Consider the following 26,652-nt stretch of genomic DNA (forward strand, 5'->3'; position numbering starts at 1 on the left):
CGACTACGGCGCCGACCTCAAGGAGCTCAAGGAGCGTCTCGGCAATCTGGGCTGCGCCATCCCCACCCTCTACAAGCAATATTCCGAGCTGTGCGAACCGGGCGGCGTCCAGTTCATGGACTTTGGCATCGACCCCGACTTCAACCACTGCATCGATGGCCTGGTGTGGGTCGATGTCAGCCGCATCAAGCCCCACAAACTGGCACGCTATATCGGTTCGCTCGCCAGCACGGTAACCGGCGAATAGCCGGAGCTGACGGGCCGCAAAGGAAAAAGAGAGGGAGGCCAGCGCCTCCCTCTCTCATCTTGTCCGGCAATCCACTCTTACTCGGCAGCAGGTTTGCGATCCGAGTGACCCAGATCCCGCTCGGGTGCGATGACATCGCGCACCCGCTGCTTGATCTCCTTGGCCTCGGGAAAGCCCTCATCGACCACCCGATCCCACACCAGCACACCGTCAACCAGAATGCGGAACTCCCCCTTGCTGGCGGGCACCAGCGCCACCTCGCCCAGCTCGCTGTCGAAGGTGGAGAGCAGCTCCTGCGCCAGCCAGGCGGCGCGCAGCATCCAGCGGCAGAGGGTGCAGTAGCGGATCTCGATCCGCGGTTTAACTGGGGAAAGGGTCGTGTCGCTCATGCGGTTCTCCATCAAGGGTATCGAAAGGGAGCAGGGTAGCTCACTGCTCGACCCCGTGGAAGTCGGCCAGCCAGTAACGGGCGATGGTGCGCATGGTGGACTCCGGCAGCTCGAACAGGCCGGGCGCCAGCGGGCCGGCGGCCAGCATGCGGATCCCCTCCATGATCTCCGCCAGCACCAGATAGACGTATTCGCCAATGACGGCGCCATGGACAAAGTTGACCGCCTCGCCCCGATTGAGCAGATAGATCTGGGTGCCATCGGGTCGGTTGAGGGCCAGCACATGGGGGCACACCTCCTCCGTCGGCCAGGGCAGCTGGGCCAGCGAGAAGGCGAACTCATCGTCGGCGGAGGTGACCGAGGCGACCATGGTGCCGGGGCGCAGCAGTTGCAGATCCGCCAGATCGAGCGAACCGTTGCCGGTGGAGCAGATCACCAGCTCGGCGCGGCTCAGGGCCTCCGCCTTGCTGATGAGACGAAACCCGTGGGAGAGCGCCTCCACCTGACGCAATACGTCGGTCTCCACCAACCCGAGGTGAAGGTTGCGACAGCGCAGGTCGCGCGCGATGCTGCGCCCCACCTTGCCATAGCCAAACAGCGCCGCCTCGCAGACGTTGAAGGTGCGGTTGAGATTGCGGGCCAGCGACTCGGCGGAGTAGACCACGCTCAGACCAATCTGGATATCCTCGGCCTGCTTGAGGGGGCTGCGCGCCACCGAGACCACCGGGGTCGCCAACACCTCCTGCTCGTAGCGTTGATGGCCGTTTTCGGTCATCTCCACCACCCCGAGCAGACGGGGGCCAAAGTATTCGCTCAGGGTCACCTGAGTCGTGGCAAAGTAGCCACCGATATCGAGGATCAACAGGCGTTCGTGGGGTGCCACCAGCGGCGCGATCTGCTCGATGACTCCCTGCGGACAGTTGGTCCACTGGCGATTGAGTGGTACGACCGGATAGTGGCGGGAGACCCACTCCAGGGTCGGGCCGTGTACCGATTTGGGTTTGGGCAGGATGGCGCCGATACGGCCAATCTGGCTGAGAGCCTCGATGAAACGGGGACGATCAGGAAGCAGGTGGGTAACCAGCAGAATGCAGAGACCTTCGATACGGCCCTGCCCGGTGAAATGGCGAAAAAACAGATGCTCAGATCCTTGACTGCGCAACTGTGGCCTCCTTAATTTGCCCCAAAATGTGTGCTGCAAAGCAAGCAAACAGAACCCGGCGCAGCCGGGTTCTGTGTGTGTCCAGATAAGTGAAAATCCTTTTTATCTTAAACACATAGGAGGGCTCAATCTTTATATCTCAAGAGTATGAGCAGGTATGCAAAAATGACCGTAATTGGCTGTTTTTCATGCGAAAATCAGTACAAAGAAGCAGCAGGCCAGACATGCCACAGACTGAGTCCGCAACCCGCCCCGGCCAGCAGGATCAGAGTCCCCCAGCGCAGAGGTGCTCCCTTGCCGCGCAATAGCCACTCCAGCAGCGGCAGCAACCAGACCGGCAGCAGAACCACCAGCGGAACCTCCACATATTGCCAGGCGAGCATCTGGACAAAAGCGAGTGCCAGCGCCAGACCGGCAGGCGCCACATTGACCCCGGCAAACGTGGCAAGCAGTGCCCGAAAACCGGCGAAGGCGGCCAAGGCCCCGGCCAGCTGGGCAATCAGCAGGCTGCCATCGATGCCGATCACCAGCGCCAGCCAGATGAAACCAAGCGCAAAACCAAGCCCCTCACGGCTGTCACCGCGCAGGCCCGCCCAGCCAAACCAGAGGATGGCAGGCAACTGCGCCAGCCAGATCATCGGCTCGCTTGTCAGCACCGAGGCCAGCCCCTGCCACCAGATCAGGGCACCGACAACGGTAAAGAGCAGCAGCGAACCGCGCAGATCGGTCACCTGCGCCGCGATAGCCGGCACCAGCAAGGTCAGCGGCAGCCACTGCCACGCCTTGCTGGGCAGGCCATAGGCTCCGCCCAGCAAGGATCCCACCAACCAGAGCGCCAGTGCGCCCCAGAGATAGCCCAGCCGCGGCCAGCGCCACGACAGCAAAGCGGCTCCCAGAGGAGCCGCCAGGGTTTGCAGCAGAAGTGAAGCGCCCATTACTTGCGCACGCCTTCAACAAACAGATTGATGCTCATCTCGTCCGGGATGTTCGGCACCATGTAGTTCACGCCAAAATCGCTGCGCTTGATGGTGGTGGTGGCGTTGAAGCCGCTGCGGTAGCCACCCCAGGGATCCTTGCCTTCGCCAATTTTGACCAGATCGAAGGCCACTTCTTTGGAGACGCCGTGCAGGGTCAGGGTGCCTTTCAGTACGCCTTTATCCTTGGTTCCCTCATAAGCAGAGCTGACGAAGGTCATCTTCGGATACTGTTTCACGTCGAGGAAATCTGGGCTGCGCAGGTGCTTGTCGCGCGGCTCGTGGTTGGAATCCACGCTGGCGGCATCCACCTCGAAGCTCGCCTTAGCCGCCGCCGGATTGGCGTCATCCATGCTGAAGGTGCCGCTGAAGGTGTTGAAACGACCCACCAGCTCGGAGAAGCCAAGGTGGCCCACCTTGAACTGCACTGTGGTGTGCGCCGGGTCGACATCGTACTCCGCCGCCATCAGGGGGGCAGCCATAAAGAGGCAGGAGGCCAGCAGGGCTTTGCTCATTTTCATCCGTTCGTTCCTTCATCTTGGGGTTCACATCGTTGGCTGACATGCTAACCTCGTCGTCAGAATGAATAATCAGTGATTCATTAAATTCATTATTTACTGAGGATGGAAAATGGATCAGATCGCCGCCATGCGCACTTTCATCAAGGTGGTGGAGTGCCAGAGCTTTACCAAGGCCGCCAACCAGCTTGGCATCTCGGTGGCCATGGCCTCCAAACTGATGCAGCAGCTGGAGGAGTCGCTCGCCACCCGGCTGCTGTCGCGCACCACCCGTCAGGTCAACCCCACCGAAGCGGGCCAGTTTTACTACCAGCGCTCCCTCGCCCTGCTGGCGGAACTGGAAGAGACCCACAGCCAGCTGACCCACCACAACCAGCAGCCCAACGGCACCCTCAAGCTCTCGGTGCCGATGGATTTTGGCTATCTGCACCTCTCCCCCGCCCTGCCGCTGTTTCGCGAGCGCTTCCCCGATCTCAAGCTCGATATCGAGTACAGCGACCGGCGGGTCGCGCTGGTGGAAGAGGGGTTTGATCTGGCGCTGCGCATCGGCCACCTCAGCGACTCCTCGCTGGTAGCGCGCCAGCTTGCCACCATTCGGGTCGAGCTTTGCGCCAGCCCCGGCTATCTGGCACGCAAGGGGTGGCCGGAAAAGCCCGAAGATCTCAAGCAGCACGACTGTCTGGTCTACACCCTGACCCAGCCGGAGTGGCACTTCAAACGGGGAAGCGAGCAGCAGAGCATCCGGCCACAGGGGCCGCTGCGCGCCAACAACGGGGTGGCGCTGACCCGCGCCGCTTGTGATGATCAGGGCATCATATTGCAGCCCACCTTCATCGTCGGGGAAGCCTTGCAGGATGGCAGGCTGGTCAGCCTGCTGCCGGAGTGGGAGAAAGGCGAGGTGGGGCTCTATGCGGTCTATCCGCACCGCCGTTTCGTCTCGGCCAAGGTGCGCTGCTTTATCGAGTTTGTGCAGGAGCGCTATCTCGCCCCGCAGCAGTGGGAAGCTTAAGGCTTGGCGGGCGTAGCCGGGGACAGGAGTGCCCGCAGTTGCAGCTCATCCGGGAGCAGCTGCCAGCGCGGTAGTCGGGTGCGGATGGTGGCAAGCTGTTGTTCGCTCAACGCATAGGGAAGGGCTACCGTCACCTCGGGGCAATCGAACATGGCGGCCAGCTGCAGGATCAGGATGAGGTTGGCCTCGTCACTGCGGCGATTGTTGACCCGCTTGGCAATTTCTTGGCGCAGCTGGGTTTGCGGATCCTCGGTCATCGCCTGCCAGCCAAAACCAAACAGGGGCACCAGCGCACTGACAATGCCAAGGGCAGTCAGCGGCCGTTTGGGGGGATGATAGAGCGCGTTGAGATCCAGCAGAAGAGGCTCCTGCATCTGCTCACCACCACCAAATAAAATCGTTTTCGTCATTGGATTACCCATTATATTCCACTAGACTGCGCCGCATATTAAGCCCGCCATGCCAACGAGGTGCTGATGCTAAGCGATATCGAGATCTCCCGCCACTCCCCCCGCCTCCCCATTCACGAACTGGCCAAGCGCCTCGCCATCCCGACCAACCTGCTCAGCCCCCATGGCCACTACAAAGGCAAACTCAGCCTCGACCTGCTCAAGTCACAGTCCGAACAGAGCGGCAAGCTGGTGCTGGTGAGCGCCATCACCCCCACCCCGCTCGGCGAGGGCAAGACGGTGACCACGCTGGGTCTCTCCATGGGGCTCAACCATATCGGTCAATCCAGCATCGCCACCATTCGCCAGCCGAGCCTCGGCCCGGTGTTCGGGGTCAAGGGGGGCGCAGCCGGCGGCGGTCATGCCCAGGTGGTGCCGATGGAGGAGATGAACCTCCACCTCACCGGCGATTTCCACGCCCTCACCGCCGCCCACAACCTGGCGGCGGCCGCCCTCGATGCTCGCCTGTTCCACGAGCAGAAACTGGGCGCCGAGTTCACAGCCAAAACCGGCCTGCCGCGGCTCGATATCGATGCAGACAACATTCTCTGGCCACGCACCCTCGACATGAACGACCGCGCCCTGCGCCACCTCACCATCGGTCAGGGTGGCGCCGCCGACGGGGTGGAACGCAGCGATCGCTTCGTCATCACCGCCGCCTCCGAGCTGATGGCCATTCTGGCGCTGGCAAGCGACCTGAAAGACCTGCGCCAGCGCATCGGTCGCATCCAGCTGGCCCGCGACCTGCACGGCAATCCCGTGACCGCAGAGCAACTGGAAGTGGCGGGCGCCATGACGGTGCTGCTCAAGGACGCGCTGCAGCCGACCCTGATGCAGACCACAGAGCAGACCCCGGTGCTGGTGCATGCCGGTCCCTTTGCCAACATCGCCCACGGCAACTCCTCGGTGATCGCCGATCGCATGGCACTTGGCCTCACCGATTACGTGGTGACCGAAGCGGGTTTTGGCTCCGACATGGGGCTGGAGAAGTTCTTCAACATCAAGAGCCGCCAATCCGGCCTGACCCCCTCCTGCGTGGTGCTGGTGGCGACAGTGCGCGGCCTCAAGGCCAACAGTGGCCTGCTCGATATCCGCCCGGGTCAGCCGCTGCCGGAAAGCCTGCTACGTGAGGATCTGCCGACTCTTGAGCGGGGTTGCGCCAATCTCGCCTGGCACATCGCCAATGCCCGTCGTTACGGCGTCCCCGTGGTGGTCGCCATCAATCGCTTCCCCACCGACAGCGAGGCCGAACTGGCGTTGCTGGCCCGTGAGGCGCAGCAGGCTGGCGCCTGTAGTGCGGCCGTCTCCAACGCCTTCACTCAGGGGGGAGCCGGTGCCAGCGAGCTGGCGCGCGCCGTGGTCGCCGCCTGTGAGCAGCCGGGCAAGGTCAAATTGCTCTATCCCGACGAGATGAACCTCGAAGCCAAGCTGGCGACTCTGGTGGAGTGCGGCTACGGTGGCCGCGGGGTGACGCTGTCGGACAAGGCCCGCCAGCAGCTGGCACAACTCTCTGCCGAAGGGTGGGATCACTTGCCGGTCTGCGTGGCCAAGACGCCGCTCTCCATCAGCCATGACCCCACCCTCAAGGGGGTACCGACCAACTTCGAAGTGCCCATCGACGAGGTGAAGCTCTGCGCCGGAGCCGGTTTCGTCTATGCCCTGGCGGGCCCTATCATGACCATGCCGGGCCTTGGCAGCCTGCCAGCCTATCGTCATATCGACATCGATGAAGATGGCGAGATAGTCGGCCTGAGCTGAATGATCGGATAAAGGGTCTGGTGCCGGCCGATGACGCTGCGCTAATCGACCCTGCGATCAAAACGCCTGCCAGAAACAACAAGGCCCCGTCACTGGACGGGGCCTTTTGCTATCTGCCAAACGCTCTTAGAGGGTAAAGCGCTGGGTCATATGATGCAACGAGGTGGCCAGTTTGCTCAGCTCGATGCAGGCCTGAGCGATCTGCTGCGCCCCCTGGGCATTCTCATCAGCCGCGTTATGGATATTGACGATGCTGCGGTTGAGCTCTTCGGTCACCGCATTCTGCTCCTCGGTGGCAGTGGCGATCAGGGTGTTCATGTCGGTGATCCGCACCACGGCACCGTTGATGGTATCGATGCTGTGCCCCGCTTCCCGCGCCAACCCCACGCTCTCCTGCATCTGTTGACGGCTCAGCTGCATGGCGCTGCCCGCCTCGGCGGTGCGTGCCTGCAGCACCTCGATCATCTTGCTGATCTCGGCAGTGGAGTTCTGGGTTCGCTGGGCCAGAGAGCGCACCTCGTCTGCCACCACGGCAAAGCCGCGGCCCTGCTCACCGGCGCGGGCCGCCTCGATAGCCGCATTGAGAGCCAGCAGGTTGGTCTGCTCGGCAATACCGCGAATGACGTCCAGCACCATGCTGATATTGGTGCTGTCCTGCTCCAGCTGCTGCACTACGGAGCCCGCCTCCTCAATCTTGACCGACACCGCCTCGATGCTGCCGATGGCGCTGCGCACCACCTGATTGCCCTGGGTCGAGGTGCGGGAGGCATCCTTGGCGGCACTCATGGCATCCGTGGTATTGCGGGCCACCTCGTTCACGGTGGACTGCATCTCGTTCATGGCGGTCGCCACCTGAGAGACTTCACTCTGCTGACGCGCCATGCCGCTGGCAGATTGGTCGGAGATGGCGCTCACCTCCTCCACCGCGCTGCTGAGCTGGCTCACCGAGCCGGCGATCTCGCTCACCAGATCAGCAAGGGCGCCCTGCATGCGGTCAATGGCAGTGCCGAGCTGACCCAGCTCGTCACGCTTGAAGCGATTGCCACGGATCCACTCCTGCAGCTCCCCCTTGCCGAGCGCGCCGCTTGCGATGCGTTGGGCCTGACGGGCCAACATTACCAAGGGATCGCGGATCTGGCGGGTCAGTACCACGGAGAGCACCACCACAAGAATCAGACCGATCACCAGCGCGATGGTGACGCTCAGATTGGCGTATTGATAAGACTCGACAATGTCACTGCGTGATTCAGACGCATAACCATGGTTAATCTGGATAAGGGAGGCCACTGACTTGCTCAGCGCGGTGTAAAGGGGAACCCCCTCCTCCAGGAATATGCGTTGGGCTTCAGCAAGCTGATCGCTGTCTTGCAGCTGTTTGACTCGCTGGTGCAGGGCGACATAACGCTCCCAGTCAGATTTCACCGTATCGAAGGTACGACGCTCCGCCACATCCTCAGGCCAGATAGTCTTGTCATGAGCACTCAACTGCTGCGCGATCGAGTTAAGTTGTTGACTGGCAATATTCCGATATTCAGCCCTTTTTAGCGGCTCGGCGGCCACCACGAAATAGCCCAGCTCATAACGACGCAACTCACCGAGAGAATCCCCAATCGCACTGGTGCGATTGACAGCAGGCAAGATACTGTCGGTAAACCGGATAGCAACATCATTCATGTTGCCAAACTGGACAAGGGAAAAACCGCCGATAAAGGCGACCATCAAACCGAGCACGGCAAAGCCGGCGGTGAGTTTTTTACCTATGGTCATGGTATTCATGGCATGTCCTGGATTTGAGTGAACAGATAACGCCCGTCTGAACCGTATGGATACGGTTCGCTGTCACCACCTCCATGGCGGCTCATCCAGCCTTGATCAATATGTGTCCCTACCTGAACGAAGCGAACGCGTTAGCAAGATGCCGCCAGCCTGACCGCTCACGGCAGAAGTAGCGGCAGGCTACTTTGGCCAAAAAGCCAGCAAAACGAGGCACCTTGCTGGCTTGCTTGCACTCTCCAGGAGAGCCAAACAAGCCATGGCGAGTTATATCGACCGGGAGGGGCTATCCCTTGAGGAGATTTATCGATGAAACTGACGGGCTACGAGCAGGGAAAATTGATAGAAATATCAAGGAGACACGGCGCTGCGGCACCATGTCTCCTTGCCTGTCAGCTCTTCAGGCCGGACAGAAACTCGGCGCGGGTATCGGGCTGGGTCTTGAAGACGCCACCGAGGGAGGTGGTGGTGGTATAGGAGGTGGAGTCCATCACCCCGCGCGCCTTGACGCAGTAGTGGGTCGCCTTGATGCTGATGGCCACATCCTTGGTGCCAAGCAGGGTCTGCAGCGCCAGCAGGATCTGCTGGGTCAGTCGTTCCTGCACCTGGGGTCGGCGGGCAAAGAACTGCACGATGCGGTTGATTTTGGAGAGCCCGATCACCTTGCCGCGGGGAATGTAGGCCACATGGGCCAGCCCATCGATGGTGACGAAGTGATGCTCGCAGGTACTGGTGAGACTGATGTCCCGCACCATGATCATCTCATCCACCTGCATCTTGTTCTCGATCACCGTCACCTTGGGGAAGGTGGAATAATCGAGGCCGGAGAAGATCTCGTTGACGTACATCTTGGCAATGCGGTGCGGCGTCTCGGCCAGACTGTCATCGGCCAGATCCAGCCCGAGCGTCTCCATGATGGCGCGCATGTGGCCTTCGATCTTTTCGCGCTTCTGCTGACTGTCCAGCTCGTTGGCAACCAGGGGGGTTTCCAGTCCCTGTGCCTCGAGGGCCGCCCTGACCAGCAAGGCTTCCTGACTCAGTGTTGTCATTCTCTTCTCTCCCATGCTCAGGGACGTCGGGGCCGCCACGCTGGCCACCCCAAGCTTGATGATTGTAAGGCGGCATAGTAAACGGCCATTGCCGCCAATATTCAAGTCAACTTGCGTCCGTCATCATACTTTATGACCATAGCCCGACTTTTACCGCCCCATCCGCTGCCCATCCCCGGCAATTTTTGTGATAATCCCGCCTTCAATCATCAGAAGAGGTCATGACGATGGGATTTGATACCAGCGGACTACTGCCGTTAAGCGATGCCCTGCAAGGAATGCTGGAGCAACTCGCCTGCTGTTGCGACAGCGAGCAACTGCCCCTGCCACAGGCTCTTGGCCGGATCCTTGCCAGCGACATCGCCTCTCCCCTCGCCGTGCCCCCGTTCGACAACTCCGCCATGGACGGTTACGCCGTGCGGTTGGCCGATCTCGCCGCTGGCATCCCGCTCATCATGGCGGGCAAAGCCTTTGCCGGTCAGCCCTATCAGGGCGAGTGGCCCGCCGGCCACTGCGTGCGGATCATGACTGGCGCCCCGGTCCCCGTAGGGACAGATGCAGTGGTGATGCAGGAAGAAACGCAGGCCGACGGCGATCGGATCACTTTTCTGGCACAGCCCGAACCGGGCCAGAATATCCGCCGCGCCGGCAGCGATATCGACAAGGGGGCCAGTGTGTTGCAAGCAGGCACCCGCCTTACCCCACGCGAGATGCCGCTGCTGGCCTCCCTCGGCATCGCCACCGTACCGGTACGCCGACCGCTGAAAGTGGCCATCTTCAGCACCGGTGATGAACTCAAGCCGGTTGGCGCCCCGCTCGCTCACGGTGATATATACGACTCCAACCGCTACGGCGTGCGGGCCATGCTGGCGCGTCTGGGCTGCGACTGCCTCGACCTTGGCATCATCCCGGACGACCCCGCCCAGCTGCGTGCCGCCTTTATCCGCGCCGATGAAGAGGCCGATGTACTCATCACCACCGGCGGCGTTTCGGTAGGGGAAGCGGACTTCACCAAACAGCTGCTGGACGAGCTCGGCGAGATCGGCTTCTGGAAGCTGGCCATCAAGCCGGGCAAGCCGTTTGCCTTCGGCCGCTTGCCCCGCGCCTGGTTCTTCGGCCTGCCGGGCAACCCGGTCTCCGCCATGGTCACCTTCGATCAGCTGGTGCAACCGGCGCTGGCCAAGCTGGCTGGCCAACGCTTCGAGCGCCCACTTCAGCTGCAGGCCGTCACCACCGAACCGCTCAAGAAGAGTCCGGGCCGGCTCGACTTCCAGCGCGGCATCCTGAGTCAGGGACCAAACGGCCTCGAGGTGCGCAGCACCGGCTCGCAGGACTCCGCCGTGTTCAGCTCCCTGTCGCGGGCCAACTGCTACATCATCCTTGAGCCCGAGCGGGGCCGCGTCGCGGCAGGCGAAACCGTCACCGTCGAACCGTTCGGGGGATTGCTGCTGTGAGCGAGATCCTGAGCGACGCCGAGCTGTTGCGCTACAACCGCCAGATCATCCTCAAATCCTTCGATTTCGAGGGGCAGGAGGCGCTCAAACTGGCCCATGTTCTGGTGATCGGCGCCGGCGGTCTTGGCTGCGCCGCCAGCCAGTATCTGGCAGTGGCTGGAGTAGGCCAGCTCACCCTGGTCGATTTCGACAAGGTGGAGCTCTCCAACCTGCAGCGGCAAGTGCTGCACAGCGATGAGCGCCTCGGCCACTGCAAGGTGGACTCAGCAGCGCAGTCCCTGCGCGCCCTCAACCCCTGGCTTGAGGTGGAGACCCACGCAGCCGTGGCTGACGAGGCGCTGCTCGATACCCTGCTGCCACGGCATCAGCTGGTGCTCGACTGCACCGACAATCTGGCCATTCGCAACCTGCTCAACCAAAAGGCGCGCCAGCACGGGGTACCGTTGGTCAGCGGCGCCGCCATCCGGCTGGAGGGTCAGCTCTGCAGCTTCACCTGGCAGGAAGATGAACCCTGCTACGCCTGCCTCAGCGCCCTGTTTGGCGAGCAGGCCCTCACCTGTGTCGAAGCCGGGGTACTCGCCCCCGTGGTAGGTCTGGTGGGCAGCCTGCAAGCGCTCGAAGCCATCAAGATCCTGGCCAGCATGGGCAAGAACTACAGCGGCCGCCTGCTGATGATCGACGGCCTTGGCGGCACCTTCCGCGAGATGAAGCTGCCCAAGCGCCCCGAGTGTCCGGTCTGCTCACATCCGTAAGCACGGCAGCTCCCGCATAGCGATGTGCTCCGTTGCAGGCAATTGAAAGCCGACCCCATGGGTCGGCTTTTGCATTGTTTTTTACGTCAAGTGCCGTCAGAAAATACCCTTGGCCTTGACTCGTTTGATGTTGGCGACTTGAGCCGACAGATCTTCCACTATGGGCTCAACCTCAGCGCCATCACTCACCTGTCGCACTGGCGCACTGGCCAGCCGCTGGATCAATCTGTGCTGCTCGCGGATCAGACGCGATTGCTCTTCCAGCTGACGGGACAACAACTGGATGCTGCTCTGCAGCGGCGCCAGATCCTGCTCACCCGCAGTTGATGGCAACTTGCCCGCAATCGCTTCAGCCAGTTGATCATGATCGAGGGGGGTTGGCAGACCTTGCCTCAGCTCATCCCACAGCTCGGTGGGCTGCTGCTCGCCAAGGCGGCTCACTATCTCCTCCACCAACTGGTCAGAAGAGGGTGCTCCTCCCTGCTGGCCAAGGCGACTCACGATCTCGTCAGCCAGCGAACCGTTATCTGCCTGCTCCAGCCGCGGAGCCAGTCGCGCCACTATCTCCTCAACCATGGCATCCGTAGCGGGGCGTTCGTTGCCCTCCCCGCCCAGATGGAAGCCACAACTGGCAAAGGCATGGCGCAGGGTGGTCATGCTCACCTGCTCCGGCCCCAGTGCATTGGCAATTGCCTTGCAGAGGTTGGGCGCCAGCACATACATGAACATGCCCGAGAGATAGATATCCTTGTGGAAACGGCTTTTGGAGAAGTCGAACTCCTCGCTGCCATCCTGGATCTTGCGCGCCCGCTGATACCAGTTCTGCAACACCCCGACCGCATAGCGATCAGACTCCAGCGCCCCCGGATCCATATAGATGGAGAAGGACATGCGCTTGAGTTGACTACTCATCGCCGACCTCGGCCATCACGGGCGCTTCGCGATAGACCTCATCCTCTTCGGTGGTGTAGAGGCAGATTTCGCGGGCCAGTGCGGACTGGGCATCATCCAGCAGCTCGACTCTGTCACCCAGGGTCGGGTAGGCCGCTTTAATGGCATCGTGGATAAGGGAAGCACCACCGCCGACCAGATAGACGCGGTTCGGGTTCTTGGCAAACTTCTTGGCTTCGTGGGCAACCTGAGAGCCCAGTTCGTCGATCTTGTTCTGCATCTTCTCGAGGATGCGCGGGATCTGGCTCTCGTCGTTGACCACCTCGCGCACGAAACTCATGTCGTGGCGACGCTTGATGAACTCGTTGGCCACCAGATAGCTCGAATCGCTGTCTGCTGCCGCCAGCGCCTTGCGGGTCGCATCGGTCACCATGGAAACGCCGATTTCGTTGTTGCCGTAGACATCGGAGACATCGTCAAACTCGCCAACGATGATCCCCATGTCCAGGGTGGTGCCACCGCAGTCGATCACCAGCGTCTTGGTAAATTCGTTGCAGCCCGAACCGACCAGACGGGAGAGTGCCGCTGGCAGGCTCTCCGGCATCACTTCCACACTGACGATGTTGAACAGCTCGCCCTTGTTGAGGGTGATGGCACGCATCAGGTTGCGACGCTTCTTCTCGATCTTCTCTTCGTTACGCTGGCAGTCATCCGGGTGATAGAACTCGGTGATGGGCAGGGTCACGGTAATGGCCACGTCACAGGGAGTTACGCCGGTTTGCAGCAGGGCATGATGCACGGAGAGCAGGTTGAGATCGTCATACTGGTACTCAACATGAGTGGTCGCCAGCGATTTGTCCGACGTCGCATCATAGGTGTACTTGGTATTGCCTATCTCGTAGTTGTAGATCTTCTTGTCTTTGCGCAATGCGGCGCTCTTCCAGTCCTTGCGAAAAGAGTTGGGAGAGATGATGGTCTTGAGCACCTTGTTCTCAATCCAGCTCACCTTGACGTTGGTCGAGCCATCATCGATGGCCATTTTCATTACTTCAGACATGGGGGAAGCACCTGTTGATAGAGCAAAATTGGTCCGATTGCCTTGCCAACTGCCACTGGCAAGGCGATCGGACCACTACATACACGGAGTAGAAAGGCGACAAGTTTAATGAGTTTCTAAAATCCGGTGAAGCAAATGATTGAAACCGGAGGGGTCTTCCGCCGGCCAGGCGTGGTGACCATCGGGGGTGTGGATGGTGGCGTTGGGCAGGGAGGCGAACTGTTCCACCCGTTTGGCGAGCGGCAGATAGTCGTGACTGGTGGAGATGATGGCCACCGGCTGCCAGATATTGCCGAGCCGCGCGCGTACCGACCAGCCGGGCAGCGCCTCCAGCAGTGCCTTGTAGGTTTTCTTTTTATTGCGCACGAAACGCAGCCGGAAGGTGTGGCGCACCTGAGCCAGCTCAGGGCCGGGAAAGAGCTCGCGGCCGAGCCACCAGGCGAGCGGACGCATGCCAAACCAGCGCAGCCACTTGAGGCGCTGGGCAAGCCGCTCCTGCTCTTTGGGGGTCTCCAGCAGAAATTCGCTAAAGCCGTTGACCAGCACCAGCCCCTGCACCTTGTGCGGCAGTTGCAGCGCCAGCTCCAGCGCCACCATGGCCCCCAGGGAGAGTCCCACCACCCAGGCGGGGCCGGATTGCTCATCAAGCCAGCGCACTACATCTGCTGCCAGAGTGGCTACGTCAAACGGCCCCTCCTGCATGCTCTGGCCGTGGCCACGCAGGTCGAGCGCCACCACCCGGTAGTGCTCGGAAAAATGCTCTATCTGCGCCTGCCAGTCGAGGCTGGAGGAACCCAGCCCATGCAGCAGTAACAACAAAGGGCCCTCCCCCGCACTGCGCAGGGCAAGACCGTTGGATTTCATCACCTGATTGCGGCGCATCAGTTCATTGCCTCTCGACTCATCCGCTGAACCATCCTGTTGTTCGTTTTTTATGCTTCAACCAGATATATCCCGCTCAGCCCTCGCTGACCAGACTCACCGCCTTGATGTAGGCGTAGATCTGCTGGTTCGGGGTGAGTGCCAGCCGTCTGGCGGAGCGGCTGGTGATCCGGGCCAGCAGTATCTGCTGACCCAGCGCCAACTGCAACAGGGTCTGGCCGGGGCGGACCTCGCGCTCGGCCAGCAAGCGGGTGGTGAGGCAGTTGGAGAGGCTGGAGTGCTCGATGGGGGACGTGGCGATCACCACGTCCCGTCCGGCCACCTTGATCTGCAGGGGGCCCACCTCATCCGGCACATGAGTCATGGTGACCCGCAACTGTTGCTCACCAAGAAGCAGAGTCGCCATCTGCTCGTCGTTATCGTAGTGAGAGAGGGTCGCCGTCAGCATCACCCCGGCATCGTCGCGACTGGCAAGCGAAAGGTCGGTACGGGCGAAGATCTCGCTCGGTCGACCTTGCGCCTCCACCCGGCCATCCGCCAGCAGCACCAGCTGATCGCAGAGCAGGCTCACCTCCTCCATAGCGTGGCTGACGAAGATCATCGGAATGCCGCTCTCCTGCTGCAAGCCCTTGAGCACGTGGGCCTGATGGATGCGGCTGCGTCTGTCCAGCGCAGAAAAAGGTTCATCCAGCAACAGTAGATCCGGTTCGGCCAACAGGGCCCGGGCCAGCGCTACCCGCTGGCGCTGGCCGCCGGAGAGGCCGTGGGCTGGCTGGGCCAGCAGTTCGGCAAAGCCGAGCCGAGTCGCCAGCGCCTCGGGCAGCCAGCGTCCTCGTCCCTTACGGGCCGCCAGTTGCAGATTGCCGAGCACGCTCAGATGGGGAAAGAGGCGCGAATCCTGAAACACCAGACCGATCCGGCGCGCCTCGGGCTGCAGATCGCTCAGCGCCCTGCCCAGCCAGTTCAAGGTGTCGCTCGGTGCGCGATCCAGCCCGGCGATAATGCGCAGCAAGCTGCTCTTGCCGCAGCCGGAGGGGCCGAACAGACCGAGGATGCCCCCAAGCTCCAGCGCCAGCTCACAATCGAGAGTAAAGGCACCGAACTTGCGCTGCACCTTGAGCTGAAGCGGATGTGCCGTGAGGATTTCACTCATCCGAACAGCCTCCGTTGCCGACGTTGCAGCACGCCATACACCAGCACCAGCATCACCAGCGAGAAGCCCATCAGGCCGCCCGCCAGAATATGGGCATTCTGGTAATCCATCGCCTCCACATGATCAAACAGGGCGATGGAGAGTACCTGGGTTTCGCCCGGGATATTACCGCCAATCATCAACACCACCCCGAACTCCCCCAGGGTGTGGGCAAAGCCGAGCGCCGCCGCCATCACAAAGCTGGGCAGCGTCATCGGCAAAATGATGTGAAAGAAGCGCTCAACTGGGCCGAACCCCAGGGTGGCGGCGGCCTCCAACTCCTTGTTGCCCATGTTGACAAAGGCGGAGGTGAGCGGCTGCACCACGAAGGGAAGCGAATAGAGGATGGAGGCAAGGAGCAGACCGGTAAAACTGAACGCGAGCGGCGCCCCGAAGGTGTCGCGCCACCAGGCTCCCAGCCCATAGGAGGGGGAGAAGGCCAGCAACAGATAGAAGCCGAGCACCGTTGGCGGCAGCACCAGCGGCAGGGCCACCAGGGCCTCCACCACGGGTCTGAGCCGATGCTGGCTGCGCGACAGCCACCAGGCCAGCGGCGGCGAGAGCAGCAGCAGGATGGCGGTGGTGCTGGCTGCCAGCTTCAGGGTAAGCCAGACTGCCAGCAGATCCCCTTCACTCATCGCCTGCCTCCCGGGTAGATGCCAACAACCATGGAGAGTGTGTCTTCATCGCACTGGCGGGCCGACCCGAAGGCCAGCCCACCGTTAGCAGATCTGCCATGCCATCACTGCGGCAGTGCATAGCCCGCAGCCTTGATCTGTGCCTGACCCGGCCCCTTGAGCCAAGCGACCAGCGCCTCGACCGCGGCCCCTTTCTTCAATATCAGCCCCTGCTGTTCGATGGGGGGATAGAGGTCAGCCGGTACGGCCCAGGCTTCGCCAGTCTTGCCCGCTTCCACCAGGTTGGCCCAGGCGACGAAGCCCAGCTCGGCGTTGCCAGTGTCGACGAACTGCCAGGTCTGGCCGATGTTGGTGCCGGTCAGCAGGCGGTACTGCTTGGGATCGATCTTGAGATGGTCGAGGGCCGCCATGGCAGCGGTGCCGTAGGGAGCGGTTTTCGGGTTGGCGATGGCAAGGTTGCCCTTCCAATTGCGCAGAGTTGCCTCGTCAGGTGCAGGCCCCCCCTTCTTCCATAGCCCCAGCTGGCCGATAGCATAGGTGAAGCGCTCGCTCCCCTTGCCCTCCCGCTCCAGCTTCTGCGGGGTTTTCACATCGGCGGAGAGGAAGAGATCGAACGGAGCACCGTGGCTGATCTGGGTGTAGAGCACCCCGGTCGCGGCGGAGGAGATGGCCAGGGTGTGGCCGGTCTTGGCGGTAAACTCCTTGCCGATACGCTCTATGGTGCCCTTGAAGTTGGCGGCCACGGCCACCTTGACCTCGTCGGCCTGCACGGCACCGACGTGCAACGCACTGGCGCAGACCCCGGCAATGACAACGGATAACAGCGGTTTCATTCCTTTACCTCCTGACTGGGGCAGCTTTTGTTACTCCCCAAAACAGGGCCACGGCTCCCGATGAACCTGCGCCCCTCAAACAGGTCAAGCTTGCCAGCGGGCGGCGGCAGTGTTGTCGCTCTCCCTGGCCTCGACCCAGCGTTGTCCCCCTTCGGCGGTCAGCTCTTTTTTCCAGAACGGCGCCCGGGTTTTCAAGAAATCCATGATGAAGTTGCAGGCCTCGAAGGCCGCCTCGCGGTGAGCGCTGCTCACCACCACCAGCACGATCTGATCGCCGAGCAGCAGCTCGCCGATACGGTGAATCAGGGTGCACTCCTGCAGTGGCCAGCGCTCACGCGCCTCCTGCACGATGGTGGCCAGTGCCTTCTCGGTCATGCCGGGGTAGTGCTCGAGGGCCAGCCCCTTGACGTGCTCCCCCTGATTGAAATCCCGCACCTTGCCGACAAAGCTGACCACGGCGCCGGTGTCCTGCCGGTTGGCAAGGCGGGCATATTCGTCGGCCAGCGAGAAATCCTCCCGCTGTACCATAATGCGATCCGTCATGGTTGCGTTGTTCATCCTTAACCTCCGGTCACCGGAGGGAAGAAGGCGACCTCATCGCCATCGTTGATAGGCGTGTCGAGAGGCACCAGGGTCTGGTTGACCGCCACCAGTAGTTTGCCTGCTTCCAGCGCCAACGCCCACTTGTCGCCGCGCTCACACAGGGCTGCACGGAGCTGCTCGGCAGTGGCGTACTCGCAAGGCAGGCTCAGCTCGTCGCAGGCCACCAGCTCTCTTACTTGCGCAAAAAAGAGTACCTTGATCATGCTTGCTCCCCGCTATTTGACCCCAACTGAAAATGGCCGGACTTACCGCCTTTTTTCTCTACCAGACGTACCTGTTCGATCACCATGTCCTTTTGCACCGCCTTGCACATGTCGTAGATGGTTAACGCCGCTACCGACGCGGCGGTCAGCGCCTCCATCTCCACCCCGGTCTTGCCGGAGAGCTTGCAGAGGGTGCGAATATGCACCCGGTTCTGCTCGGCCAGCGGCACTATCTCCACCTCGACTTTGGTCAATGCCAGCGGGTGACAGAGGGGAATGAGATCCGCGGTCTTCTTGGCCGCCATGATGCCGGCGATACGGGCGGTGGCGAACACGTCCCCCTTGTGGTGCTGGCCGCTCAGGATCAGGGCCAGCGTTTCCGGCGCCATGGCGACAAACGCCTCGGCGCGAGCCTCACGCTCGGTCACCTGCTTGTCAGTCACATCCACCATATGGGCTTCGCCGCTCTGGTTGAGATGAGTCAGGTTGGAATGGTTCTGGTTCATCACTTGCCCTCAAAGATGGGAGACAAAGTTGCACGGTTTGGTGCGGACATCGAGCTGATCGCGGATAAGCTTCTCCCACCCCAGCTGGCAGGCGCCGGTAGAGCCCGGCAGGCAGCAGATCAGGGTGCGATTGGCCAGGCCCGCCAGCGCGCGGCTCTGCATGGCGGAACCCTTGATTTCGGCAAAGGAGAGCTGGCGGAACAGTTCGCCAAAGCCCTGAACGGTGCGCTCGAACAGCACGCCGACCGCCTCGGGCACCCGGTTCTGCTCGTTGAAGCCGGTACCGCCGTTGACCAGCACCACCTGCACCCCCTCATCGGCGATCCAGTCGCTCACCTGAGCGCGGATACGAAACAGGTTGTCGGGGCAGAGCGCGCGATCGGCCAGCTGATGGCCCGTTTCAGTCAGGGCGGAGACCAGATAGTCCCCCGAGCTGTCATCGGCGGCAGTGCGGCTGTCGGAAACCGTCAGCACAGCGATCTTGAGGGGAATGAATGCGTTGTTTTTCTGTCCCATCGGGCAGCTCCTTGTGGCTATGGGCCGTCAACGAGGCAGGAAGAGAAGAGAGTATGAGAGGCCATCCGCCACTACCAGAACCGGTGTGGACAGAGTGGACTACTTGCTCAAGCGTTTGACGGCGGGCTGATTCTATCAAAGGTTTCACGAGATATGGGATTTAAAAGACTCACAAATCTGATGCTTGTCCCAGATATGCCGACTTGCTGCGGCACGCCCAAAAACACAGGCCGGGTTGCCCCGGCCTGTACTGCATGGTTAGAACCCTTTCACCCCGGTCATGTCGGGTAGCTGGTGCGCAATCCCCTTGTGACAGTCGATGCAGGTGGCCTGCCCCTCCTTGCCGAGGTTGGCCGAGTGCATCTTGGCGGCACGCTGCCCCTGCAGGGAGAAGTCCATGTACTCAAAGTTGTGGCAGTTGCGGCACTCGCGCGAATCGGTCTCTTTCATCCGCTGCCACTCCCGCTCCGCCATCTCGCGGCGGTGACTCTCGAACTTCTCGCGGGTGTCCACCTTGCCGGTGATCATGCCCCACAGCTCCTTGGAAGCCTGCACCTTGCGGATGATCTTGTAGGTCCACTCGTGCGGTACGTGGCAATCAGGGCAGCTGGCGCGCACCCCGGAGCGGTTGGAGTAGTGGATGGTGTCGCGATACTCCTCGAACACGTTGTCCTTCATCTCGTGACAGCTGGTACAGAAGGCTTCGGTGTTGGAAGCCTCCATCGCGGTGTTGAAACCGCCCCAGAAGATAACGCCGCCAAAGAAGCCCATCAGCAACAGCACCCAGAGGGCCGCCTTGGAGGGGGACTTGAAGGTGGTCCACAGACGCTGGATAAAGCCGGGTAATTTCATCTATGGGTTCCTCAGTTCAGCGCTTCAACCGGTTTGAACGTATTCCCCACCAACGGCTTGGCATCCGCTTGCGGCACGTGGCACTGCAGGCAGAAGTAGCGACGGGGGGAGACCTCGCCCAGGGTCATGCCATCGCGGGTTTCGAAATGGGTGGGGCTTATCTTGGGGGCCTTCATGGCACTGGCATTCTTGAAGCTGTGACAAGCCAGACACTTGTTGACCTTGGTATCCACCTCGTAGTTGCGGATATCGTGGGGGATCAGCGGCGGCTGATGCATGTACTGGCGATCATAGGGCTCGCCATCCTTGCGGAAATTCTTCATGGGGGCGGCATTGGCATCGGTCACCAGATCGGTGGCGCCCCGCTCGGACTTGAGCCCGCCGGTGCTGTTGGTGATCTCGGGGACGGCCGCCATCAGGGAACCCGCCATCAGACAGGCCAGCATTGCTCCAATCAGCTTTTTCATTATGTGTTCTCCGACGTTTTTTCTGCCTTGATGGCAAAACCTACAGTGATTTCAAAAACTTGTTCCGCGCAGACATCGATGCAGCGGCCACAGTTGGTACACTCCTGAGCCACAATCAAGGGCCCGTGACCGCGCTTGGCACCGTGAACGGGGCCGCGCAGGATGGGACGCTCCGGGCAGACCGCATAACAATCCATGCAGTTGTTGCACCGCTCGCGCCCTTTGGCAGAAATCTTGATGAATCCGACCCGGTTGAGCAGGGCATAGAAGGCCCCCACCGGACAGAGATGACCACACCAGCCCCGCTCAACCACGAAGAGATCGAACAGGAACAGCACCGCCAGCAGAGCCCAGCCCGCCCCCATGCCAAACAGCAGACCGCGCATGGTGAGCGACACCGGGTTGACCAGTTCCCACACCAGCACGCCTGTCACTGCCGGCGCCACCAGCACCATGGCCAGCAACCAATAGCGGGTAGCACGGCTGAACTGACCGTTGCCCTTGAGGCCAAGCCGCCCCCTGAGCCAGGCCGCCGCATCCGTGATGAGGTTGACCGGACAGACCCAGGAGCAGAAGACCCGCCCCCCGACCAGCCAGTAACCGACCAGCACGATGGCTGCCCCCAACCAGAGGGTGGAGATGGGCCAATGGCCTGTGACCACCGATTGCAGCAGGGTCAGCGGATCGGTCAGCGGCACCGACTCCAGCAACAGCGAGCTGGAGAGGTTGCCCTTAAGGATCCAGATGCCCGCCAGCGGCCCCAGCAAAAACAGCCCGAGCACGCAGAACTGACTGAGCCGACGCAGCAGCAGGAAGCGGTGGGAACGCCACCACCCCAGCTTGATGCGCGCCTCGGCCCCCGGATAACGACTCATAGTCCCTCCGGTTTACGGGTCGGCAGGGTAAGCCTGTCGCCAATCAGCGACTTGCCCACCTTCGCCTTCTCTTCCCAGCCAAGCCGGTAGTGATGACCCAGCTCCCCCTTGGCGAGCTGGCGCGGAACCACCTTGATGGCCGCCTCTTCCAGCACGCAGGCATGCTCGCACTTGCCACAGCCGGTACAGATATCGCTGTGCACCGTAGGCAAGAACATGGCGTGCTTGCCGGTACGCTGGTTGTGCTGCAGATCCAAGGTGATCGCCTTGTCGATCAGCGGGCAGACCCGATAACAGACATCGCAACGCAAACCCAGATAGTTGAGGCAGGTCTCGTGATCGATGAGCACTGCCACCCCCATCCGCGCCTGATCGATGTCGGTCATCTGCTGATCCAGCGCCCCGCTCGGGCAGGCCACCACGCAAGGGATGTCATCACACATCTCGCACGGGACGGCGCGCGCCTTGAAGTAGGGAGTCCCCGTGGTCACCGGCTCAAACAGCCGGGCGAGCTTGAGGGTGTCGTAGGGGCACGCCTCGACGCAGAGTCCGCAGCGCACGCAGGCGCCGAGGAACTCAGCTTCGTCGAGGGCGGCAGGGGGACGCAGCGCCTGAGCCGGCACTGCATGCACCTGCTGGCGGGCCATGCCGCCGAGCCCCACGCCAAGCAGGCTCACACCGCAAGCCCCCTTGGCCATGTCGGCCAGAAACTGGCGACGACTACGACTCATCTCGACTCCCCGCCTCAGGCCTTCATCACCTTGACGGCGCACTTCTTGTAATCCGTCTCTTTGGAGAGCGGATCGGTGGCGTCCAGGGTCAGCTTGTTGACCAGCTGGCTCGCATCAAAGAAGGGCATGAAAACCAGTCCCTTGGGCGGACGGTTGCGACCACGGGTCTCGACCCGGGTTTTCACCTCGCCACGGCGGGAGGAGACAATCACCTCTTCACCACGGCGCACGCCACGGGCTTTGGCATCGTCCGGGTGCATGAAGAGCACTGCATCCGGGAAGGCGCGATAGAGCTCGGGCACCCGACGGGTCATGGTGCCGGTGTGCCAGTGCTCCAGCACACGGCCAGTGGAGAGCCACAGGTCGTACTCTTTATCCGGCGATTCGGCGGCGGGCTCGAACGGCAGGGCGAAGATGACCGCCTTGCCATCGGGTTTGCCATAAAAACGCACCCCCTCGCCCGCTTTCACGTACGGGTCAAACCCTTCGCGATAGCGCCACAGAGTCTCTTTGCCATCCACTACCGGCCAGCGCAGACCGCGCGCTTCGTGGTACTGATCGAACGGAGCCAGATCGTGACCGTGGCCACGACCGAAGGTGGCATACTCCTCAAACAAACCTTTCTGGACGTAGAAACCGAAGTGCTCGGCCTCGTCATTCAGCAGACCTTTGCTCTGCTCTTTCGGAAACTGGTTGACCTGACCGTTGGCATAGAGCACGTCGAACAGGGTCTTGCCCTTCACTTCGGGCATCTTGGCAATCAGCTCCGCCGGCCACACCTCTTCCACCTTGAAGCGCTTGGAGAACTCCATCAGCTGCCACAGGTCGGACTTGGCCCCTTCCGGTGCCTTCACCTGCTGGTGCCAGAACTGGGTGCGGCGCTCTGCGTTGCCGTAGGCCCCCTCTTTCTCCACCCACATGGCGGTGGGCAGGATGAGGTCAGCGGCCTGGGCGGTAACAGTCGGGTACGGGTCAGAGACCACGATGAAGTTGCGCGGGTCGCGATAGCCAGGCAGGCGATCGGTATTCATGTTGGGGCCGGCCTGCATGTTGTTGTTGCACATCACCCAGTAGGCGTTGAGCTTGCCATCTTTGAGCATGCGATCCTGCAGCACGGCGTGATAACCCACCTGCTCCGGGATGGTGCCTTCCGGCAGTTTCCAGATCCTCTCGGCGATGGCGCGATGCTTGGGATCGGTCACCACCATGTCGGCTGGCAGACGGTGGGCAAAGGTGCCCACTTCCCGAGCGGTACCGCACGCAGAAGGCTGACCGGTCAGGGAGAAGGGGCCAGAGCCCGGCTCGGAGATCTTGCCGGTGAGCAGGTGGATGTTGTAGCAGAGGTTGTTGGCCCAGACACCGCGAGTATGCTGGTTGAAGCCCATGGTCCAGTAAGAGACCACCTTCTTGTTCGGATCGGCATAGAGCTTGGCCAGTTTTTCCAGCTTCTCTTTGGAGACGCCGGAGAGCTTGGAGACAGACTCCACATCGTAGTCGGCCACAAACTTGGCAAACTCCTCGAAGGTCATCGGAGTGGCATCGCCGCTGTCCGGGTTCTTCGCTTTTTGCTGCAGCGGGTTGGTCGGACGCAGACCGTAACCGATGTCGGTGACACCTTTCTTGAACACGGTGTGCTTGTTGACGAAGTCCCAGTTCACCTTGTCGTTCTGGATGATGTAGTTGGCGACATAGTTGAGGATCGCCAGATCGGTCTGGGGGGTAAATACAATGCCGTTGTCCGCCAGTTCGAAGCTGCGGTGCTCAAAAGTGGAGAGCACGTGCACCTGAACATCCGGATTGGAGAGACGGCGATCGGACATCCGCGACCAGAGGATGGGGTGCATCTCGGCCATGTTGGAGCCCCACAGCACGAAGGCGTCGGCCTGCTCGATATCGTCATAGCAGCCCATCGGCTCATCCATACCGAAGGTACGCATAAAGCCGACAACCGCGGAAGCCATGCAGTGACGGGCGTTGGGGTCGATGTTGTTGGTACGGAAACCGGCCTTCATCAGCTTGGCGGCGGCGTAACCTTCCCAGACGGTCCACTGGCCGGAACCGAACATGCCAACGGCAGTCGGCCCCTTCTCTTTCAGGGTGGCCTTGAACTTCTCGGCCATGATGTCGAAGGCCTGATCCCAGCTGATGGGAGCGAAGTCGCCATCCTTGTCGAACTTGCCGTTCTTCATCCGCAACATGGGCTGAGTGAGGCGATCCTGACCGTACATGATTTTGGAGAGGAAGTAGCCCTTGATGCAGTTGAGGCCACGGTTGACCGGCGCATCGGGGTCGCCCTGAGTCGCCACGACACGGCCATCCTGGGAACCGACCAGCACAGAGCAACCGGTACCGCAGAAGCGGCAAGGCGCTTTATCCCAGTGGATGGCCGTTTTGTCGGTACTGGTGATGAGATTGGCCGCCAGGGTGGGGGCACTGACACCGGCCACGGCAGCGGCAGCCGCCACCGCGTTGGCCTTCATAAAGTCGCGTCGACTCAGCTTCATGACATATCCTCGCATTGCTTGTCGCGTAAGTTATCGAGTGTATTTAACTGGCGCTCGCTCAAGGCTACGAACCGCATACCAGTGCCTCGTTTTTATCGCATCAACTAGAAACCACTCTGCCAGGTCGTGGCGACCCGACTTCACGGCACCTTATTCATTGCTGGGCATCGAGTTCATCGAACTGATGGTAAATCAGGGCGGCAGAGAGCACGCCCGGCATCGCCTGTATCGCATCGATGGCCGCCATGATCGGCCGCTGGCTTGCCCCTTCCAGGGTCACCACCAGCTTGCCCTCTTCGGTGACGGCGTGGATCTCGGCACCGTCGAGGGCCGCGATCTCTTCTGCGAGCTGGTGACGCAAGGTGGGCTGGGTCAGCACCACCAGACTCGAAACATGAAACTCCTGACTCATTGTGACTCCCGGGTCATTCAATGCCTGATTCATTCTGACTCTTCTGCGCACTGACCGCCGAGCCATCCACCTTGATGCTGCCAACCGGGCAATCCTGCACACAGGCACCACAGCCGTTACAGCTATCCAGCTCAATGACCGGGGTGGGTACCCGCCCCAGTGTCGGAATAAAGCGAATGGCCCGCGGTTCACAGCTGTCCTGACAGCGTTGGCAATAAACCTGGCTATTGGCCAGGCAGTTGGCGGCAATGGACGCCTTGTATTGCCAGGGCGTCTCCGATGCAGGCCGGAACAGCGGCTCCTTACAGGCGACAACGCAGTCACCGCAAAAGGTGCACTCGCCGCGCTGAAAATCGACGGTGGGGAAACCTCCCTCGCCGTTGACCAGGATCTGCTCCGGGCAGGCGGCCAGACAATCACCGCAGCGGGTACATCCGGCCGAGAATTGCGACCAGGCCACCGACCAGGGCAGTTGCACCGGAGGCTCGGCAACCCGCAAACGACCCCGAAACAGGCCACGGCGGGCAAGATCGATCTCTTCCGGCATATTGACTCCCGTCTCAGTGATGAAGGGTGCGGCACGAGTCCTTGATTGGCATTTTCGATACCAATTATAAGAGTGGGTGTATATTGCGGCCCTGACAAGTGAAGGGATATACCACCAGGGAGATAAACAGGGGGGATTTTTGCGCCAGATCAAAGCCTTGGCGCAGAACAAAAAGGGAGGTATCGATGAAAATACCTCCATATGAGGATTGCTATTTAATCAATGGCTATTTTTGTGCTCAGCCACCGATTGAAGCAAGGTGAGGGGTTGCTCCGGCATTGCCTTCGTGCAAACGGTGGGTGGCACTCTTGCCGCTCAGGGCGGAACGGATCCGCTGTTGCAGCGCCTCCTGCTGCTCGTCTACCGTCAACAGATCCCGCAACTCGACCCCATTGTCGCCAAACAGACAGAGGTGCAGCTTTCCTGCCGAGGAGACTCGCAGCCGGTTGCAACCGGCACAGAAATCCTTGCTGTAGGGCATGATGAGACCGACCCCACCTTGCGAATCTGGGTGCATAAAGACCTGCGCCGGGCCGTCATCCTTGCCGCGCAGCTGCTGCAGCCAACCACTCTCCAGCAGACGCTGCTTTATCCCCTCACCGCTGACATGGTGATCGTGAAACAGGGTATCCATCTCGCCGGTCTGCATCAGTTCGATAAAGCGCAGCTCAATAGGCTTGTGCTTGATCCAGTCGAGGAAAGCCTCCAGCTGATAGTCATTGAGCCCTTTCAGCAGCACGGCGTTGATCTTGACCGACTTGAAACCGGCGACCAGCGCCGCTTCGATCCCCTCCATCACCTCTGCCAGCTTGTTTTCACCGGTGATCTGGTGAAACTGGCGCGGATCCAGGCTATCGACGCTGACATTCAGCGCATTGAGTCCGGCGTCAAACCACTCGCGGGCCCGCTCTTTCAAGCGATAACCGTTGGTGGTCATGGCGACTTTCTCGATACCCGGCGTGGACGCGATCACATTGACGATCTCGGTGAAATCACGACGCAAGGAGGGCTCGCCGCCGGTAATTCGCACCTTGCGGGTCCCCATGGCAGCAAAGCCATTCACTACGCGGCGGATCTCGTCGAGCGAGAGAAAGGATTTGCGTCCTCCCTTGTGACCTTCCGGAGGGCGATAACCATCCGGCAGACAGTAGGTGCAACGGAAGTTGCACACATCGGTCACCGAGAGACGCAAATAGTAAAAACGACGGGAAAAACCATCTTCAAGAGGCAACATAAACACCTTTCCAAATACGGGAGGCCAGGGCATTTCTTTCCTGACCCTTACAGCTCGAACATCGGCTGACGGCTGGTTCTCCCCTATCCCAAGGACTTAGGCAGAACCGCTCGGAGTTCATCTAGTTTTCCGATGCTAACACAAGTTGGAGTACACTCCCACGCATCTTGACGAC

General features: G+C 61.1%; 29 protein-coding genes, 1 pseudogene and 1 riboswitch. Of the genes and pseudogenes, 5 read left to right on the forward strand and 25 right to left on the reverse strand.

The window, feature by feature from the left end; genetic code table 11:
* Nucleotides 1-247 (forward strand): annotated as a pseudogene (locus tag AACS24_RS13035) (GNAT family N-acetyltransferase); the annotation flags it as partial.
* A 77-nt stretch (nt 248-324) separates the two neighbouring features.
* On the opposite strand, the gene AACS24_RS13040 reads toward AACS24_RS13035, so the two are convergent.
* From AACS24_RS13040 to AACS24_RS13055, 4 genes are all read right to left on the reverse strand, one after another.
* The gene (locus tag AACS24_RS13040) at nt 325-636 is read right to left on the reverse strand and encodes a SelT/SelW/SelH family protein (protein ID WP_108570939.1); all 312 of its coding nucleotides are present in this window, start codon (nt 634-636) and stop codon (nt 325-327) included.
* Between the two features lie 40 nt (nt 637-676).
* Nucleotides 677-1,798 (reverse strand): adenosylhomocysteinase, encoded by a 1,122-nt coding sequence (locus AACS24_RS13045; protein WP_043851246.1) that lies wholly within the window; start codon nt 1,796-1,798, stop codon nt 677-679.
* 197 nt (nt 1,799-1,995) lie between these two features.
* Nucleotides 1,996-2,733, reverse strand: coding sequence for a hypothetical protein (locus AACS24_RS13050; RefSeq protein ID WP_108570940.1), 738 nt, complete (start codon nt 2,731-2,733; stop codon nt 1,996-1,998).
* Nucleotides 2,733-3,293 (reverse strand): YceI family protein, encoded by a 561-nt coding sequence (locus AACS24_RS13055; RefSeq protein ID WP_108570941.1) that lies wholly within the window; start codon nt 3,291-3,293, stop codon nt 2,733-2,735. Before AACS24_RS13055 ends, AACS24_RS13050 begins: the two co-directional genes overlap by 1 nt.
* Nucleotides 3,294-3,402: 109 nt before the next feature.
* Here AACS24_RS13055 and AACS24_RS13060 point away from each other — a divergent pair, with 109 nt between their 5' ends.
* Entirely contained in the window at nt 3,403-4,299 is an 897-nt protein-coding gene (locus AACS24_RS13060; protein WP_043851244.1) for a LysR family transcriptional regulator, read from the forward strand.
* On the opposite strand, the gene AACS24_RS13065 is transcribed toward AACS24_RS13060, so the two are convergent.
* Nucleotides 4,296-4,709 carry a hypothetical protein gene (locus AACS24_RS13065; protein WP_108570942.1) on the reverse strand — a complete coding sequence of 138 codons (414 nt, stop codon included), beginning with the start codon at nt 4,707-4,709 and terminating at the stop codon, nt 4,296-4,298. The two genes, AACS24_RS13060 and AACS24_RS13065, sit on opposite strands and share 4 nt — an antisense overlap.
* Before the next feature lie 66 nt (nt 4,710-4,775).
* Here AACS24_RS13065 and AACS24_RS13070 point away from each other — a divergent pair, with 66 nt between their 5' ends.
* Nucleotides 4,776-6,506 carry a formate--tetrahydrofolate ligase gene (locus tag AACS24_RS13070; RefSeq protein ID WP_108570943.1) on the forward strand — a complete coding sequence of 577 codons (1,731 nt, stop codon included), beginning with the start codon at nt 4,776-4,778 and terminating at the stop codon, nt 6,504-6,506.
* A 126-nt stretch (nt 6,507-6,632) separates the two neighbouring features.
* On the opposite strand, the gene AACS24_RS13075 is transcribed toward AACS24_RS13070, so the two are convergent.
* Together AACS24_RS13075 and folE are read right to left on the reverse strand one after the other, a co-directional pair.
* Complete coding sequence (locus tag AACS24_RS13075) at nt 6,633-8,282, reverse strand: methyl-accepting chemotaxis protein (protein ID WP_108570944.1); 1,650 nt, start codon at nt 8,280-8,282, stop codon at nt 6,633-6,635.
* Between the two features lie 389 nt (nt 8,283-8,671).
* The gene (gene folE, locus AACS24_RS13080; protein ID WP_033115004.1) at nt 8,672-9,328 is read right to left on the reverse strand and encodes a GTP cyclohydrolase I FolE; all 657 of its coding nucleotides are present in this window, start codon (nt 9,326-9,328) and stop codon (nt 8,672-8,674) included.
* A gap of 227 nt (nt 9,329-9,555) precedes the next feature.
* Between folE and moeA the strand changes: the two genes are divergently transcribed.
* Nucleotides 9,556-10,782 carry a molybdopterin molybdotransferase MoeA gene (moeA, locus tag AACS24_RS13085; RefSeq protein ID WP_108570945.1) on the forward strand — a complete coding sequence of 409 codons (1,227 nt, stop codon included), beginning with the start codon at nt 9,556-9,558 and terminating at the stop codon, nt 10,780-10,782.
* Entirely contained in the window at nt 10,779-11,534 is a 756-nt protein-coding gene (gene moeB / locus AACS24_RS13090) for a molybdopterin-synthase adenylyltransferase MoeB (RefSeq protein ID WP_108570946.1), read from the forward strand. The genes moeA and moeB overlap by 4 nt, the downstream gene beginning before the upstream one ends.
* Before the next feature lie 96 nt (nt 11,535-11,630).
* On the opposite strand, the gene AACS24_RS13095 is transcribed toward moeB, so the two are convergent.
* The 18 genes from AACS24_RS13095 to moaA form a co-directional block, all read right to left on the reverse strand.
* Entirely contained in the window at nt 11,631-12,446 is an 816-nt protein-coding gene (locus AACS24_RS13095) for a hypothetical protein (RefSeq protein WP_258222931.1), read from the reverse strand.
* On the reverse strand, nt 12,439-13,482 hold the full coding sequence (gene parM, locus AACS24_RS13100; protein WP_185226818.1) for a plasmid segregation protein ParM domain-containing protein: 1,044 nt from the start codon (nt 13,480-13,482) through the stop codon (nt 12,439-12,441). Before parM ends, AACS24_RS13095 begins: the two co-directional genes overlap by 8 nt.
* Nucleotides 13,483-13,587: 105 nt before the next feature.
* The gene (locus tag AACS24_RS13105; RefSeq protein ID WP_165791291.1) at nt 13,588-14,364 is read right to left on the reverse strand and encodes an alpha/beta fold hydrolase; all 777 of its coding nucleotides are present in this window, start codon (nt 14,362-14,364) and stop codon (nt 13,588-13,590) included.
* Nucleotides 14,365-14,440: 76 nt separating this feature from the next.
* The gene (gene modC / locus AACS24_RS13110; protein WP_108570947.1) at nt 14,441-15,517 is read right to left on the reverse strand and encodes a molybdenum ABC transporter ATP-binding protein; all 1,077 of its coding nucleotides are present in this window, start codon (nt 15,515-15,517) and stop codon (nt 14,441-14,443) included.
* On the reverse strand, nt 15,514-16,194 hold the full coding sequence (gene modB / locus AACS24_RS13115) for a molybdate ABC transporter permease subunit (protein WP_108570948.1): 681 nt from the start codon (nt 16,192-16,194) through the stop codon (nt 15,514-15,516). The genes modC and modB overlap by 4 nt, the downstream gene beginning before the upstream one ends.
* A 104-nt stretch (nt 16,195-16,298) precedes the next feature.
* Entirely contained in the window at nt 16,299-17,027 is a 729-nt protein-coding gene (gene modA / locus AACS24_RS13120) for a molybdate ABC transporter substrate-binding protein (protein ID WP_108570949.1), read from the reverse strand.
* Between the two features lie 84 nt (nt 17,028-17,111).
* The gene (moaE, locus tag AACS24_RS13125; RefSeq protein ID WP_108570950.1) at nt 17,112-17,585 is read right to left on the reverse strand and encodes a molybdopterin synthase catalytic subunit MoaE; all 474 of its coding nucleotides are present in this window, start codon (nt 17,583-17,585) and stop codon (nt 17,112-17,114) included.
* Nucleotides 17,586-17,587: 2 nt separating this feature from the next.
* A complete protein-coding gene (gene moaD, locus AACS24_RS13130) occupies nt 17,588-17,833 on the reverse strand; it encodes a molybdopterin synthase sulfur carrier subunit (RefSeq protein WP_108570951.1) in 246 nt (81 codons plus the stop codon).
* Complete coding sequence (moaC, locus tag AACS24_RS13135) at nt 17,830-18,339, reverse strand: cyclic pyranopterin monophosphate synthase MoaC (protein WP_108570952.1); 510 nt, start codon at nt 18,337-18,339, stop codon at nt 17,830-17,832. Before moaC ends, moaD begins: the two co-directional genes overlap by 4 nt.
* Before the next feature lie 9 nt (nt 18,340-18,348).
* A complete protein-coding gene (gene moaB / locus AACS24_RS13140; RefSeq protein WP_108570953.1) occupies nt 18,349-18,855 on the reverse strand; it encodes a molybdenum cofactor biosynthesis protein B in 507 nt (168 codons plus the stop codon).
* Between the two features lie 258 nt (nt 18,856-19,113).
* Nucleotides 19,114-19,707, reverse strand: a complete 594-nt coding sequence (locus AACS24_RS13145) for a cytochrome c3 family protein (protein ID WP_108570954.1) — start codon at nt 19,705-19,707, stop codon at nt 19,114-19,116.
* Between the two features lie 11 nt (nt 19,708-19,718).
* On the reverse strand, nt 19,719-20,174 hold the full coding sequence (locus AACS24_RS13150) for a nitrate reductase cytochrome c-type subunit (RefSeq protein ID WP_033114992.1): 456 nt from the start codon (nt 20,172-20,174) through the stop codon (nt 19,719-19,721).
* Nucleotides 20,174-21,049, reverse strand: a complete 876-nt coding sequence (gene napH, locus AACS24_RS13155) for a quinol dehydrogenase ferredoxin subunit NapH (RefSeq protein ID WP_108570955.1) — start codon at nt 21,047-21,049, stop codon at nt 20,174-20,176. The genes AACS24_RS13150 and napH overlap by 1 nt, the downstream gene beginning before the upstream one ends.
* The gene (gene napG, locus AACS24_RS13160) at nt 21,046-21,780 is read right to left on the reverse strand and encodes a ferredoxin-type protein NapG (protein WP_108570956.1); all 735 of its coding nucleotides are present in this window, start codon (nt 21,778-21,780) and stop codon (nt 21,046-21,048) included. The genes napH and napG overlap by 4 nt, the downstream gene beginning before the upstream one ends.
* 14 nt (nt 21,781-21,794) lie before the next feature.
* Complete coding sequence (napA, locus tag AACS24_RS13165; protein ID WP_108570957.1) at nt 21,795-24,284, reverse strand: nitrate reductase catalytic subunit NapA; 2,490 nt, start codon at nt 24,282-24,284, stop codon at nt 21,795-21,797.
* Nucleotides 24,285-24,438: 154 nt separating this feature from the next.
* Complete coding sequence (locus AACS24_RS13170; RefSeq protein WP_108570958.1) at nt 24,439-24,696, reverse strand: chaperone NapD; 258 nt, start codon at nt 24,694-24,696, stop codon at nt 24,439-24,441.
* Between the two features lie 13 nt (nt 24,697-24,709).
* Nucleotides 24,710-25,243 (reverse strand): ferredoxin-type protein NapF, encoded by a 534-nt coding sequence (napF, locus tag AACS24_RS13175; protein WP_108570959.1) that lies wholly within the window; start codon nt 25,241-25,243, stop codon nt 24,710-24,712.
* Nucleotides 25,244-25,481: 238 nt separating this feature from the next.
* Nucleotides 25,482-26,477, reverse strand: coding sequence for a GTP 3',8-cyclase MoaA (gene moaA, locus AACS24_RS13180; RefSeq protein WP_108570960.1), 996 nt, complete (start codon nt 26,475-26,477; stop codon nt 25,482-25,484).
* A riboswitch (molybdenum cofactor riboswitch) is annotated at nt 26,465-26,605 on the reverse strand. Its footprint overlaps the gene before it by 13 nt.
* Nucleotides 26,606-26,652: the final 47 nt, after the last annotated feature.

The sequence above is a fragment of the Aeromonas sp. HMWF016 genome (assembly GCF_963878195.1).
In the GTDB taxonomy this organism is placed as follows: domain Bacteria; phylum Pseudomonadota; class Gammaproteobacteria; order Enterobacterales; family Aeromonadaceae; genus Aeromonas; species Aeromonas lacus.